The following is a 13408-nucleotide window of genomic DNA, read 5'->3' on the forward strand; positions in this document are numbered from 1 at the left end:
TGCAGGCCCTGATGCGCCCTGGTGCCGCGCCGTGTGCCGCCGCCACTGGTGCCTCCGCTGTCATCCCGGTCTCCGCTCGTCGATGCCTCCGCGGTGCATATACCCCGTCGGGCCGCGGGCTACCCGTCGGCGCGGACGGGGGATTACCCCGGAGCCCGGCCCGCCTAGGGCATGTGGCGCGGCGCGGACCGGTGCAGCAGGTTGAATTTCTCCCAACTGCGTTCCACCGCCATCAGGCTCGTCCGCGTGCGCTCATCGTCGAGCTTCGCGAGGGTCGCCACGATTCCCTGCTGGACGGCCATCGCCCCCGTGAGCGAGGGGAAGAACGAGATGCTCTCAGCCGGCGTGAGGACGACCTCGTCCGCTGACTTCTCGAGCGCCAGGGAGAGGTTGTCCGCCAGCACCACCACCGTGGCGCCGTTGGCCTTTGCTTCCGTCGCGGCAGTCACAGCAACGTCGTACAGGCGCCAGTACGAGCAGACGACGAGGGTGTCCCCCGGTCCCATCCTGGCCACCGCATTGGCAAGGCCTGCGGGATTGTCGAGGAGGGAGCGCGCCGGGTACCCGGCGATCTGCATGTTGTGCACGAACGCGTGGCCCACGGCGGCATAGCTTCCCTGGGCAGTGACGTAGATGTTCTCCGACTGGGCCAGCAGAGCGACGATCCGTGCGATGCGCTCCTCATCCACCCCGCGCAGGAGGCTCGCCAGGGAGTCCGCGTCCTGGCGGAGCGAGGCCCGGAAGGGGGAATCCGCCGTGCGGTGGCTCTCGGAGACCTCAAGCATCGACAGGTGGGCCAGATAGCGCGCCCTCAGGTCGCGCTGCAGGTCGGGCCACCCCGCGTAGCCGAGCCGCTGGGCCATCCTCGTCACACTCGAGATGCTCGTCTGCACCAGCTCGGCCAGTTCCGCTGCCGGGGCGAACGCGGCCTTGGCGGGCTGGCTCGCGATCAGGGCGAACACCTGGTGCGCGCTTCCTCCCAGCGCCTTGTCCGGCAGCAGTGAGCGCAGCCAGTCCTCGACGGAGTCAGCCTCGCCGACCCTCGGCACCGTTTCGTTGCTGGCCACACCGCCCCTTCCCCTTGAAAAAACTATTGCAGAAGGACATTGTCTGCAAAAGACCTTGCGCCTACGATGTCGGATCAAGCGGATCGAACCGTCCGATCACGCTATCCCCCAAGGAGCAAGTTGTGTCCCTTTCCGCAAGGCTAGACCGGCTGCCGCTCAGCAGGCCGCACTACGTCCTCCTCCTCATCGGAGGCCTCGGGTACACCTTCGATGGCATGGACAGCGCGATCGTCGCCTTCCTCATGCCCGACGTCCGCCACGTCTTCGCCCTGTCCTCCGGACAGCTGGGGCTCGTTGCATCGGCCGCCCCCTTCGGCTTCCTGTTCGGCGCCTTCTTCGCCGGCTACCTCGGCGACAGGCTGGGCCGCAAGAAGGTCATGATGTACTCGTTGGCCCTCTACGCGGTGGCCTCCCTCGTGGCCGCGTCCGCCTGGAACTTCGAGGTCTTCCTCATCGCGCGGATCCTCGCCGGTGCTGGCGCCGGTGCCGAGAGCGCCATCATCGCCCCGTTCCTGTCCGAGTTCGTGCCCCGCCACCGGCGCGGCTGGTTCATTGGCGCCCTGTCCGGGTTCTTCTCCTTCGGCTTCGTGGCTGCAGCGCTCATCGGGCGCTTCGTTGTCCCCGAAATCCCCCAGGGCTGGCGCTGGGCGCAGGTCATCACCTTCCTTCCCATCGTGATGCTGCTCTGGTGGCGGCGCTCCCTGCCCGAGTCGCCGCGCTACCTGCAGAACCTCGGCAAGGTCGCCGAGGCCGAGCAGGTCGTCGCCCACTTCGAGCAGAGCGTCCTCGATGCCACAGGCGCCCCGCTCCCCGAACCAGACCCCCACCACGCTGCGGAACCGGCCCCGGTGAAATTCTCGCTGGGCCGAGCCATCGCGTTCCTGTGGGGACCGGCGATGTGGAGGATCACCGCTGTCACCTGGCTGATCTGGTTCGTCATCACCTTCTCCTACTACGGCTTCTTCTCCTGGATTCCCACCCTGCTGATCAGCAAGGGCCTCACCGTCACCAGCAGCTTCACGTTCTCCCTGTACATCTACCTGGCCCAGATCCCTGGGTACTTCAGCGCCGCGTGGCTGAACGAGAAGCTGGACCGCAAGTTCACCATCGCGATCTACCTGGTCGGGTCAGCCGTCAGTGCCTTCTGGCTCAGCGCGATGACGGACACGCTGTGGATCACCGTCGCCGGCATCGCCCTCTCGTTCTTCCTCAACGGCACCTACGCCGGCGTCTACGCCTACACCCCAGAGGTCTTCCCCACCTGGCTGCGCGCCACCGGGGTCGGCCTGAGCTCCTCGTTCGGGCGCGTCGGCTCCATCACCGCTCCCCTGATCATCGGAATCTTCGCGACGCAGTGGGGCTTCGCCGGAGTCTTCGGCATGACGACCGCAGTCCTCGCCGTCGGCGTCGTCTGCACCCTGCTCTTCGCGGTCCGCACGGCCGGACGCTCGCTCGAGGACATCACCGCCAAGGAAATCATCGGCAAGGAGAACCCCGCTGAATACCCAGCAGCCCACTGACATCCCCACCGTCGAAGAGGCCATCGCCCACGCTGTCGGCTTCCGGCTCTTCACGGTCCTCGCCTTCCGCAAGGACGGCCAGGAGATGGAGAGGATCCACTCCTCCCGTCCCGCCGAATACCCGGTGGGTGGCCGCAAGCAGGTCGGCACTGACGTGGCCGCCGACTGGCTCCGAGCCAGCCTCGAGGAGCAAGTCCCCTTCTTCGGGAAGAGCCGCGCCGACGTCGACCGGATCTTCAAGGATGCCGAGCTCATCGCGAGTCTCGGCTGCGGCTCCATCATCAATGTGCCCGTCATCGCAGCGGGGAAGACTGTCGCGGTCCTGAACGTCCTCGATGCCGAGGGCGCCTATACCGACGACGATGTCGACACCGTCCAGACCATAGCCCGCCACGGCGCACAGGCGATCATCGCCGCCGCGAAGGAGTAAGAGATGCCCTACGACCTGCTCATCACGAACGCGCGCTACCTCGACGCTTCCGCGGGCGAGTACCGAGAGGGGGACATCAGAGTCGTCAACGGCACCATCGCCGAGATCGGGGCGGACCTGGCTGCCGCCGGACAGGCCACGGTCGATGCCAGCGGCAAGTTCGTCCTGCCGGGCCTGATCGACTGCCACGTGCACGTCACGGCCGCAACCGCGGACCTCACCCAGCTCGGCGAGTGGTCGCCGAACTACGCTGCCCTGAACACGGCCAAGCTCATGGGCAACATGCTGGACCGGGGCTTCACCACCGTGCGCGACGTTGCCGGGGCCGACTTCGGGCTCCACGACGCCCAGGCCGAGGGCCTCCTGCGCGGACCCCGCCTGTTCTTCGGCGGCAAGGCGCTGTCCCAGACCGGCGGCCACGCCGACCCCAGGCCGCGAGGACGGGCCGCCCACGACGGCGGCTACTGCTGCCCGCACATCGGTCGCCTGGCCGATGGAGTCGACCAAGTGCGCCAGGCGGCCCGGGACGAACTGCGCAAGGGGGCCCACCACATCAAGATCATGGCCGGCGGCGGCGTGGCCTCACCCACAGACCGCATCGACTCCACCCAGTACTCCGTCTCAGAGATCGAAGCGGCAGTCGAGGAAGCCGAGGCCGCCAACCGTTATGTCACCGCCCACGCCTACACGGGCCGGGCGATCAACAGGGCCCTCCGCGCCGGAGTGCGGGGCATCGAGCACGGAAACCTTCTCGATGACGAGTCCTTGGAGCTCTTCAAGGAGCACAACGCCTTCCTCACCATGAACCTCGTGACCTACTGGGCGCTGGAGCGGGAGGGGCGCAACTTCGGGCTCTCACAGGAGAACTGGGAGAAGGTGGCCGAAGTGCTCGACGGCGGGTACGAGGCGCTCGGCAGAGCCCACGAGGCAGGCATCAACCTCGCCTACGGGTCCGACCTGCTGGGCGGCATGCAGGCCCACCAGGCCAAGGAGTTCGCCATCAGGGGCAAGATCCAGCCGGCCATCGACGTGATCCGCAGTGCCACCACGACCGCCGCTGCCCTGCTCCAGCGCGAAGGCCAGTTGGGAGTCATCGCCCCCGGCGCCCAGGGCGATTTCGTGATCACCGGCGAAGATCCCGTCGCCGACCTCTCGGTCCTCGCCGACACGCGCCTGGACTACGTGATCCAGGGCGGTTCCATCGTCAGGGGTCCCGGGAACGGCCCCAGTGAGGAAGGCCCGGGCCCCCGGTGAGGACGCTCAAGGACTGACGCACCGCCCTGCGGGCCGGCCCTGCCGGAGCCTGCTCAGCGGGTGACTGGGTCGTGCGGGTCCAGCAGGTGCAGTTCGCTCCTGCGGGGCGCGCCCTCCCAGTCGCCCGGCACCAGGCAGGCGAACGCGCCCACTTGGGCGGCCAGCAGGAGCCGCTGGTCGACGTCCGCTCCAAGGAGCAGTTCCGAGAGGTACCCGCCGACGAAGGCGTCCCCCGCCCCGACCGTGTCGACGGCCTTCACGGGCACGGCCTCCCGGGCGTGCCCGGCCCCGTCCACCAAGGCCAGACAGCCCTGGGCGCCGCGCTTGAGGATCACCTGCGAAGGGCCCAGGGCGGCAATGCGCCGGGCCAGCTCCCACGGGTCGGGAGCGGGGCCGACGGCGATCGCGGCCTCGTCGTCGCCGGCGAAGACGATGTCTGCCTTGGCGATGATCTGCCGATACTGTTCCCCCGCGGCTTCCTGGGACCACAGGGCTGCACGGTAGTTCAGGTCGAAGGACACGAGCACCCCGGCCGCCCGGGCACGGTCGATGGCGTCATGGGCAGCGGCGGCCGCCGAGGGCGAGAGGGCCGGAGTGATGCCGGTGACGTGCAGAAGGCGGGACTGCTCGATCACTCCGGCGGGCAGGTCCTCGGGGGCCAGGCGGGAGCCGGCGCTTCCCGCGCGGTAGTACCAGACCTTCAGAGCGTCGGCGGTGCGTCGTTCCTTGACCATCAGCCCGGTGGGGGCGGCATCGCGCACGGAACGGACGTCGATGCCCTCCGCCACGAGCTCGCGCGCCACGAGGTCGCCCAGGCTGTCGGCGCCCACCCGTCCGATCCAGGTCACCGGGGTCCCCAGGCGCTGGAGTGCCACGGCCACGTTGCTCTCGGCTCCGCCGATGCCCAGGCTCCAGCCGTGGACATGGGCGAGCGGGCCGGCCGCACCGGCCTTGAACAGCGCCATCGTCTCGCCGAGGGTCACGACGTCGGTGCGCGCCGCCGTGCCTTCCTGCAGCGGGGCACTCACGGGGTGCCCTCCCCCACTGCGGACCCGGATGCCAGGGCGACAGCCTCGGACGTGAGGCGGGTGATCCCGGCGAAGTCTCCGCCCCGGATGCGGTCCCTGGGCACCATCCATGATCCGCCCACCGCTGCGACGGCGGGGATCGCGAGGTAGTCGTGGAGGTTCTGGGGGCCGACGCCGCCGGTGGGCACGAAGCGCACGCCGGCGAACGGCGCCGCAAGTGCTGCGATCGCCGCAGGGCCGCCGGAGGTGCCGGCGGGGAAGAACTTGAGGGTGCTCAGCCCCAGCTCGAGGGCTGCCTGGATCTCGGTGGCGGTCACGGCGCCGGGCAGCGCCAGCACGCCCTTCTCCTGGCAGCGCTCCACGACCGCCCTGCTCAGGCCCGGCGAGACGACGTAGGAGGCGCCAGCCGCGACCGCGTCGTCGACCTGCTGGACGGTCAGCACGGTGCCTGCGCCCACGGTCATGTCCCCGCGGGCGGCCATGATGCGCACTGCCTCGGCAGCCGCCTCCGTCCGGAACGTCACCTCCGCGACCGGCAGGCCGCCGCCGACGAGGGCTGCGGCGAGCGGCGCGGCGTCGGCGGCGTCGTCGAGCACCACCACGGGCACGAGCCCGGCTGCGCTGAGTGCGTCAAGGGGTCCGCTCATCGTGGCGCCCTTCACTTCAGGATGGTGACAGGGACGGCGTCCATGTCATCGAAGGACTGGTTCTCCCCTGCCATGGCCCAGACGAACGAGTAGGCGGCGGTGCCGACGCCCGAATGCAGCGACCAGGACGGGGAGATGACGGCCTGCCGGTCCGCGACCACGAGATGCCTCGTCTCGTCGGGGCGCCCCATCAGGTGGATGACCCGGGCGTCCTGCGGAACGTCGAAGTACAGGTAGCACTCGGTGCGCCGGTCGTGGGTGTGGGCCGGCATCGTGTTCCACATGGACCCGGGGTGGAGTTCGGTCACGCCCATGACGATCTGGCAGGACTTGATGCCGTTCTCGTGGATGTATTGGTTCAGGGACCGTCGGTTGCTGGTGAGCTGGTCGCCGAGCTCGCGCGCGGTGCCCTGCCCCTTGAGCACCAGCTGGCTGGGATAGGCGGTGTGGGCGGGGGCGCTGAACAGGTAGAACTGGGCGCCGCCCTCATCCCCGTCCGGCGCGTCGGCGAAGACGACGTCGCGGGTGCCCCGCCCGAGGTACAGGCACGCGCCGTTCGGGAGGGTGTGCACCTCGCCATCGGCGGTGACGGTGCCCGAGCCGCCCACGTTGACGATCCCCATCTCGCGGTGGGCCAGGAAGTACTCCGCGCGGAGCTCCTCGAACACGGGCAGGGGAAGCGGTGCGCCGGCGGGCACCGCTCCGCCGAGGACGATCCGGTCGTGGTGGGTGTAGGCGACGCGGACCTCCCCGGGGATGAACAGGTCCTGCACCAGGAACCGGTCGCGCAGCGCGGCGGTGTCGAAGTGCGGGAGCTGGTCAGGGCTCGTGGCGTAACGCTGGTCCATGGGGTGCTTCTCCAATGCAGGGGTCGGTGGGTTCTTGAGGCGGGGAGGTCAGCGGACGAGCCAGCCGCCGTCGACGGGGATGACGGCGCCGTTGACGTAGTCCGACGCTGAGGAGGCGAGGAAGACGAAGGCGCCCTGCAGGTCGGCGGGGGTGCCCCAGCGTCCGGCAGGGATGCGGTACAGGATGGACTTCTCGCGCGCCTCGTCCGAACGGATCGCCGTGGTGTTGTCGGTGGCCATGTAGCCCGGGGCGATCGCGTTGACATTCACCCCGCGGGCGGCGAGCTCGTTGGCGAACGACTTGGTCAGCCCGGCGACGGCGTGCTTGCTCGCGGCGTACCCGGGCACGAGGATGCCCCCCTGGAAGGAGAGCATCGAGGCGACGTTGATGATCTTCCCCCCGCCGTTGGCCACGAACCGCCTCGCCGCGGCCTGCGAGAGATGGAACACGGCGTCCAGGTTGACGGACATCACCGCGTCCCAGTCCGCGGCCGGGTGCTCCAGGAGCGGGGCGCGGCGGATGATCCCGGCGTTGTTCACGAGGATGTCGATGCGCCCGAGCTCTGCCTCGACGGACTGGATCGACTCGTCCAGCTCCTCCGGGGTCGCCGTCACGAGGTCCTGCTCGATCAGGTGGGCGGTGCGGCCGAGGGCCCGGACCTTCTCGGCCGTCTCGCGTGACGCGCTCTGGCTGAGCAGGGCGACGTCGGCGCCTGCCTCGGCGAGCGCGACCGCCGCGCCCTGCCCGAGACCCCGTGACGCGCCCGTCACGAGAGCGACCTTCCCGTCCAGTCGGAACGAGTCGAGAACCATCAGATTTCCTCCATCACGGTCAACGTCAGTAGTAGGTGCGCAGGTACTCGGCCAGGCAGAGGATCGCCATGGCCTGCCCGTACGGCATCGAGGTGCGCGGGATGCTGCGGTAGAAGTCCAGGTCCGGGCCCATGCCGGTGCCGAAGGACACCTGCTGCAGCTCGCCGTCGGCGGAGATGTTCCGGATGACGGCCTGCACAGCACGCTCGGCCGTCGCCGTGTACTCCGCCTTGAGGTAGCCCTTGCGGACGGCCTTGAGGATCCCGTAGGCGAATCCGGCGGTGGCCGACGCCTCGAGGTACGAGGACGGGTCGTCGAGGAGCGTGTGCCAGAGTCCCGAGCTGTCCTGCACCGCGGCGAGGGCCGCAACCTGGGCGTCGAGGACCTCGATGAGGAACCGACGCACGGGGTCCGACTCCGGCAGGCCGGTCAGCTCGAGGAAGTCTGGGATGACCATCGTCAGCCACGAGTTGCCCCGCGCCCAGCGCGCCCTGGCGAAGTTGTGGTTCCCCTCGAAGGACCAGCCGTGGAACCACAGCCCCGTCTCGCGGTCCATGAGGTAGGCCACGTGGGTGAGGAACTGGAAGGTTGCCTCTTTGACGTACTCCGGGCGGTCGAGCAGCAGGCCGATCTTCGTCAGGGGCAGGACGGTCATCATGAGCGTGTCGTCCCACAGCTGGTGGTGGTTCTCCTCTGCCAGGGTCATGTGCTGCATGCCGCCGTGGGGCGTGCGCGGCATGGACCGCATGGCCCATTCGGCCCACGCATCGAGCCACGGAAGCAGGGTGCGGTCCTTCGTCTCCTCGTAGCGGCAGGCGAGCGTCAGGAAGGGTGCCATGGTGTTGACGTTCTTCGTGGTGCCCTCCGCGAGCCGCTCGGCGAACCACGAGTCGATGATCTCGCGCATGCCGTCCTCGCCGGTCTGGTCGTAGTACTGCCAGATCCCGTAGAGGCCGATCCCGTGGGTCCACTCCCAGCCTGCCCAGCCCTTCGTGTCGATGACCCGGCCGTCGTCCAGCCGGAGGAGGAACTCACCGGTTTCATCCGTGATGGCGACCAGGTTCTCGGTGAGCCGGCGGATCAGCTCCTGAAGGCCGCTGCGCGTGATGGACCGCTGCGGTGCCCGCAGCAGCGGACTGTGCTTCACCGGCCACACCGCTGCGCTCGGGGCCTTGGTCTTCTCGGTCATCTGCTTCTCCGCTTGATGTGGTGTAGGTGCTGATGGGGTGGCTCTCGGCGAGGGGACCGCGGGGATCCCCCGCCGAGGAGCGGGCCTAGACGCCGCTGGTGCTTCTCGGGTGCAGCGAGGCCTTCTCGTCCTCGAGGTCCGCGAGGGACTTGCCCTTCGTGTCCGGGGAGAGGAGCGCCGCCAGGCCGGCGACGACGCAGATGCCGAAGGTGGCACCTCCGATGACGAGGGGGACGTTCGCGGTCCCAGGGGGAGCGATCGCGGTGAAGATGCTGGGGAAGAACGAGGCGATCATGAGGCCGATGTTCTGCGCCACCGCGAAGCCGGTCACGCGGATCCGCAGGGGGAACTGCTCCTGGAAGAAGGTCGCGAAGGTGGCGTTCCACATCTGGAAGAGCGCCCCCTGGACGATGACCACGAACACGAAGACGAGGACCAGGCTCCTCTGGTCGATGGCCCAGAGGTATGCCGTGGCCAGCAGGCCGCCGCCCACGCCGCCGACCACCATGAGGGCCCTGCGCCCGATCCGGTCGGACAGGGCACCGAAGACGGGGATCAGGATCACGGCGACGATGTTGGCCACGAGGGTGACCCAGAGGAACTCTCCGGCCGAGAAGCCGATGCCGTAGCCCTTCTGCGTCGCATAGGACACCCCGAAGACCAGGGTCGCCATGCCGATGACGTTGGTGAAGGTCATCAGGATGCACCGGACCAGGACCCACGGGTAGCTGCGCAGGAGCTCGAGGAGGGGGAACCGCCGCTTCACTGCGGCCTGGGCGGACTGGGCGACGTAGGCCGGGGGCTCCTGGACGCGACGACGGATGAGGTACCCCGCGAGGATCACGAAGGCACTCAGCAGGAACGGGACGCGCCAGCCCCACGACTGGAACTGGTCTGCGGGCAGCATCGCGGACAGGGGCAGGAGCGCGGCCGTGGCGAGGATCGAGCCGACCTGGGTGCCCTGGAGGCTGAAGCTGGCGAAGAACCCGCGCTTCGCGTCGGGCGAGTGCTCGACGATCATCGCGCTGGCTCCGCCGAGTTCACCGGCGACCGCGAAGCCCTGGATCAGGCGGAGGGCCACCAGGAGGGCCGGCGCGAGCAGGCCCACCTGGCGGTACGTGGGGAGGAGCCCCACCGCGAAGGTCGCGGTGCCCATCAGCAGCATGGCGAAGACGAGGACCTTCTTGCGGCCGTGGCGGTCCCCGTAAGCACCCAGGACGACCGCCCCGAGCGGACGGGAGACGTAGCCGACCGCGTACGTGGCGAGGGAGGCGATGATGGCGACCGTCGGGTTCCCTGACGGGAAGAAGATGCCCGGGAAGACGAGCGCAGCGACTGTCGAGTACAGCGCGAAGTCGTAGTACTCGAGGGCGCTCCCGATCCACCCGCTGATCGCGGCCCTCCTCGGGTTGCGCCGCCCCATGGTGGCTTCGGGACTGATGGTGTCCCCGGCTGACGTGTTCATGTGCTGACTTCCTTCATCGACGTTGGTGACAAGCCGGCGCTGGCCCCGCAGGGCGCTGGTCGTGTTGGGCTGCTGATGGCTCCAGTCCGCGCGTCCGCCGCGCGGTGGGGACGGGGCCACGGCCTCCTCCTCTCTGCGGCGCAGAGTCCGGAGGACCCAGAAGACGTTTTCTTGAATCGTTTCATGAATCGTAGGAGCGTGAGGCAGGCCACGTCAAGGGCCGGGTGCAATCCGGGGGTCAGCGACCGGCGTGCGTCACGCCGGGCCGAGTGCGCCCGGCCGGACGCGGCTCAGCGGTGCGGCCGGATTCGGGGGCGCGACGGCTAGTCTGCGCGCCCCGTCGTGGACGCCCGCACGACCAGTTCGGGCTCGAAGACGACATGCCGCGGCCCGAGTCCCGGATCCTCGGCCTCCTCGCGCAGGATGCGCACCGCGGTCTGGCCGATGAGCTCGCGCGGCTGGCGCACCGAGGAGAGCGGCACCACCGCGGCCGAGGCGAAGTCGATGTCGTCGTAGCCCACGATCGCCACATCCTCGGGAATCCTGAGCCGGCCCTCGCCCATGAGCACCTGCAGCGCTCCGATGGCCACGAGGTCATTCCCCGCCAGGATCGCGTCCGGCCGCTGGGCCGGCGGGCGTCCGAGGAGGGCCTTCGCTGCGAGCCGCCCATCCTCGAAGGTGAGGGCCTTGGTGGCGATGGCCTCGACGCTCGCCTCGGGCACGGCGCCGACGGCGGACTCCACCCCCGCGAGGCGGTCCTGCATCTGCTCGAGGTCGGGCGGCCCTCCCACGAAGGCGAGCCGGCGCCGCCCGAGGTCGAGCACGTGCTGGGCCGCCATCCGGCCGCCCTCGACGTCGTCCACGGCCACCGAGCTCAGGTTCCTCGTTCCGGCGGTGCGGTCCACGAGGACCACCGGGGTCCCCGCGGCCCGGAGCCGCTCGAGCCGGTCGCCGGGGTCCTTGATCGGGGAGATGAGCATTCCGAGGACCCGCTGCGTCTCGAAGTAGTCGAGGTGCGCGGCCTCACGCTCCGGGGACTCATCGCTGTTCGCCATGACGACCGAGAGCCCGTGCGAGTCCGCCTCGTCCTCGGCTCCGCGGGCCACATCGGTGAAGAAGGGATTGCGCACGTCCAGCACGAGGAGCCCGATGGTGGTGGAGCGGCCCGCCCTCAGCTGCCTGGCAGCGTCATTGCGGACGAATCCGAGTTCGGCGATGGCCGCGCGCACGCGCTCGACCGTGGCCGCCCGGACGATGTCCGGGCGGTTGAGCACGTTGGAGACCGTGCCCACCGACACGCCGGCGCGCTCCGCCACATCGCGGACGCTGGCCGTCCCGGCAGCGGCCGCACCGGCTGGACCGGAGGGCGTCGATCGGGAACGGCTCATGCTCCGGAGACTATCGCTTTCTGGGCGCCACGGCGGCACAGCATGGCCCAGCAGTCCCCCGGGCGGCATGGCCAGCAGCGCGACAGGGTGTTGACCTCTGCGCCACGACGTCCGTACTGTGGTGGAAGCAGCCATTTGAAACGATTCAGGATCGAGGGACGGCATGGCCCCCACCGCAGCGCCGCGGCGGCGCATCTGCTTCCAGCAGCGGATCCAGCCCGAGCGCATCGACGAGTACAGGCGCCGCCACGCCGCCGTCTGGCCCGAGATGCTCGAGGCGCTCGAGGCTGCCGGCTGGCACAACTACTCGCTCTTCCTCGGCCCGGACGGCCTGCTGATCGGCTACGTCGAGACGGACAGCCTCGACGCCGCGGCGTCCCGGATGGCCGCCCACGAGGTCAACGCCCGCTGGCAGGCCGAGATGGCGGACCTCTTCGACGGCATCGACACGCCCCCGGATGAGGCCTTCGTCCCCCTCGAGGAGGTCTTCAACCTCGAGTCCCAGCTCGCCGCAGCCCGCACCGACGGCGCCCGGGCCGGCCACACGGCGTCGTCCGCCGGCACCGCACTCACCACGGCAGGAGAATGACCATGACCGCACCCACCACTGTCCCCGGGGCCCTCGACGGCCTCGCGATCGAGGTCCCCTCCTGGGCCTACGGCAATTCCGGGACCCGCTTCAAGGTCTTCGGCACCCCGGGCACGCCCCGCACGGTTCAGGAGAAGATCCAGGACGCGGCGAAGGTCCACGAGCTCACGGGCCTGGCCCCGTCCGTCGCGCTGCACATCCCGTGGGACAGGGTCGAGGACTACGCCGCGCTGGGGGACTATGCCGAGGGTCTGGGCGTGAGGCTCGGCACCATCAACTCCAACACGTTCCAGGACGACGTCTACAAGTTCGGCTCGCTCACCTCCTCCGACGAGTCCGTCCGGCGCCGGGCGGTCGAGCACCACCTCGAGTGCATCGAGGTCATGGACGCGACCGGCTCCCGCGACCTGAAGGTCTGGCTCGCGGACGGGACGAACTACCCCGGCCAGGACGACATCCGCGGCCGCCAGGACCGCCTCGCCGAGTCCCTCGCCGAGATCTACGCCCGCCTGGGCGAGGGCCAGCGGCTCGTGCTCGAGTACAAGTTCTTCGAGCCGGCGTTCTACCACACGGACGTGCCGGACTGGGGCACCTCCTACGCCCAGACCCTGGCCCTGGGCGAGAAGGCGTTCGTGTGCCTGGACACCGGCCACCACGCCCCGGGCACCAACATCGAGTTCATCGTGGCCCAGCTGCTGCGGCTGGGGAAGCTGGGCTCGTTCGACTTCAACTCGCGCTTCTACGCCGACGACGACCTGATCGTCGGCGCGGCGGACCCGTTCCAGCTCTTCCGGATCATGGTCGAGGTGGTCCGCGGCGGCGGCCTCGAGCCCGGTTCCGGCGTGGCGCTCATGCTCGACCAGTGCCACAACCTCGAGGAGAAAATCCCCGGCCAGATCCGCTCGGTGCTCAACGTCCAGGAGATGACCCTGCGCGCCCTCCTCCTCGACCGCGCCGCCCTCGAGGACGCCCAGCGCAGCCGCGACGTGCTCGCCGCGAACGCGGTCTTCATGGACGCCTTCTACACCGACGTCCGCCCGGCCTTGGCCGCCTGGCGCGAGGAGCGCGGCCTGCCCGCGGACCCGATGGCCGCCTACGCCGCCTCCGGCTACCAGAAGCTCATCAACGACACCCGCACCGGCGGCACCCAGGCCGGCTGGGGCGCCTGAG

13 protein-coding genes are annotated in these 13408 nt (G+C 69.6%); 5 read left to right on the forward strand and 8 right to left on the reverse strand.

Annotated elements, in window-relative coordinates; all coding sequences use genetic code 11:
• Positions 1 to 164: 164 nt before the first annotated feature.
• Positions 165 to 1067: a MurR/RpiR family transcriptional regulator gene (locus SA2016_RS18220; RefSeq protein WP_066500890.1), complete on the reverse strand. Its 903-nt coding sequence runs from the start codon at positions 1065 to 1067 to the stop codon at positions 165 to 167.
• Between the two features lie 122 nt (positions 1068 to 1189).
• Between SA2016_RS18220 and SA2016_RS18225 the strand changes: the two genes are divergently transcribed.
• From SA2016_RS18225 to SA2016_RS18235, 3 genes are read left to right on the forward strand one after another with little or no spacing between them, the layout of a single operon-like run.
• A complete protein-coding gene (locus SA2016_RS18225; RefSeq protein WP_066500892.1) occupies positions 1190 to 2587 on the forward strand; it encodes an MFS transporter in 1398 nt (465 codons plus the stop codon).
• Between the two features lie 22 nt (positions 2588 to 2609).
• Positions 2610 to 3017: a GAF domain-containing protein gene (locus tag SA2016_RS18230; protein WP_257125872.1), complete on the forward strand. Its 408-nt coding sequence runs from the start codon at positions 2610 to 2612 to the stop codon at positions 3015 to 3017.
• A gap of 3 nt (positions 3018 to 3020) precedes the next feature.
• On the forward strand, positions 3021 to 4271 hold the full coding sequence (locus SA2016_RS18235; protein WP_066500899.1) for a metal-dependent hydrolase family protein: 1251 nt from the start codon (positions 3021 to 3023) through the stop codon (positions 4269 to 4271).
• Positions 4272 to 4324: 53 nt separating this feature from the next.
• Here the strand turns inward: SA2016_RS18235 and SA2016_RS18240 are convergent, their stop codons facing one another.
• The 7 genes from SA2016_RS18240 to SA2016_RS18270 form a co-directional block, all read right to left on the reverse strand.
• Positions 4325 to 5299, reverse strand: coding sequence for a sugar kinase (locus SA2016_RS18240; protein WP_229710805.1), 975 nt, complete (start codon positions 5297 to 5299; stop codon positions 4325 to 4327).
• Positions 5296 to 5946, reverse strand: coding sequence for a bifunctional 4-hydroxy-2-oxoglutarate aldolase/2-dehydro-3-deoxy-phosphogluconate aldolase (eda, locus tag SA2016_RS18245; protein WP_066502832.1), 651 nt, complete (start codon positions 5944 to 5946; stop codon positions 5296 to 5298). The genes SA2016_RS18240 and eda overlap by 4 nt, the downstream gene beginning before the upstream one ends.
• An 11-nt stretch (positions 5947 to 5957) precedes the next feature.
• A complete protein-coding gene (kduI, locus tag SA2016_RS18250) occupies positions 5958 to 6794 on the reverse strand; it encodes a 5-dehydro-4-deoxy-D-glucuronate isomerase (protein ID WP_066500906.1) in 837 nt (278 codons plus the stop codon).
• Between the two features lie 48 nt (positions 6795 to 6842).
• Positions 6843 to 7607: a 2-dehydro-3-deoxy-D-gluconate 5-dehydrogenase KduD gene (gene kduD, locus SA2016_RS18255; protein ID WP_066500909.1), complete on the reverse strand. Its 765-nt coding sequence runs from the start codon at positions 7605 to 7607 to the stop codon at positions 6843 to 6845.
• 25 nt (positions 7608 to 7632) lie between these two features.
• A complete protein-coding gene (gene bglB, locus SA2016_RS18260) occupies positions 7633 to 8796 on the reverse strand; it encodes a beta-galactosidase BglB (RefSeq protein WP_066500910.1) in 1164 nt (387 codons plus the stop codon).
• An 85-nt stretch (positions 8797 to 8881) separates the two neighbouring features.
• Complete coding sequence (locus SA2016_RS18265) at positions 8882 to 10261, reverse strand: MFS transporter (RefSeq protein ID WP_066500912.1); 1380 nt, start codon at positions 10259 to 10261, stop codon at positions 8882 to 8884.
• A gap of 323 nt (positions 10262 to 10584) precedes the next feature.
• Positions 10585 to 11649 carry a LacI family DNA-binding transcriptional regulator gene (locus SA2016_RS18270; RefSeq protein WP_084249632.1) on the reverse strand — a complete coding sequence of 355 codons (1065 nt, stop codon included), beginning with the start codon at positions 11647 to 11649 and terminating at the stop codon, positions 10585 to 10587.
• A gap of 163 nt (positions 11650 to 11812) precedes the next feature.
• On the opposite strand from SA2016_RS18270, the gene SA2016_RS18275 reads away from it, so the two are divergent.
• Positions 11813 to 12238 (forward strand): L-rhamnose mutarotase, encoded by a 426-nt coding sequence (locus tag SA2016_RS18275; RefSeq protein WP_066500914.1) that lies wholly within the window; start codon positions 11813 to 11815, stop codon positions 12236 to 12238.
• Between the two features lie 2 nt (positions 12239 to 12240).
• Entirely contained in the window at positions 12241 to 13407 is a 1167-nt protein-coding gene (gene rhaI / locus SA2016_RS18280) for an L-rhamnose isomerase (protein WP_066500921.1), read from the forward strand.
• Position 13408 lies beyond the last annotated feature (1 nt).

It is taken from the genome of Sinomonas atrocyanea (assembly GCF_001577305.1).
GTDB classification, from domain to species: domain Bacteria; phylum Actinomycetota; class Actinomycetes; order Actinomycetales; family Micrococcaceae; genus Sinomonas; species Sinomonas atrocyanea.

What these genes read in the sequence shown, in the direction of transcription:
- SA2016_RS18235 (WP_066500899.1), top strand. Translation starts at nt 3,021, where the DNA reads ATGCCCTACGACCTGCTCATCACGAACGCGCGCTACCTCGACGCTTCC.
- eda (WP_066502832.1), bottom strand. Translation starts at nt 5,946, where the DNA reads ATGAGCGGACCCCTTGACGCACTCAGCGCAGCCGGGCTCGTGCCCGTG.
- kduI (WP_066500906.1), bottom strand. Translation starts at nt 6,794, where the DNA reads ATGGACCAGCGTTACGCCACGAGCCCTGACCAGCTCCCGCACTTCGAC.
- kduD (WP_066500909.1), bottom strand. Translation starts at nt 7,607, where the DNA reads ATGGTTCTCGACTCGTTCCGACTGGACGGGAAGGTCGCTCTCGTGACG.
- bglB (WP_066500910.1), bottom strand. Translation starts at nt 8,796, where the DNA reads ATGACCGAGAAGACCAAGGCCCCGAGCGCAGCGGTGTGGCCGGTGAAG.
- SA2016_RS18265 (WP_066500912.1), bottom strand. Translation starts at nt 10,261, where the DNA reads ATGAACACGTCAGCCGGGGACACCATCAGTCCCGAAGCCACCATGGGG.
- SA2016_RS18270 (WP_084249632.1), bottom strand. Translation starts at nt 11,649, where the DNA reads ATGAGCCGTTCCCGATCGACGCCCTCCGGTCCAGCCGGTGCGGCCGCT.
- SA2016_RS18275 (WP_066500914.1), top strand. Translation starts at nt 11,813, where the DNA reads ATGGCCCCCACCGCAGCGCCGCGGCGGCGCATCTGCTTCCAGCAGCGG.
- rhaI (WP_066500921.1), top strand. Translation starts at nt 12,241, where the DNA reads ATGACCGCACCCACCACTGTCCCCGGGGCCCTCGACGGCCTCGCGATC.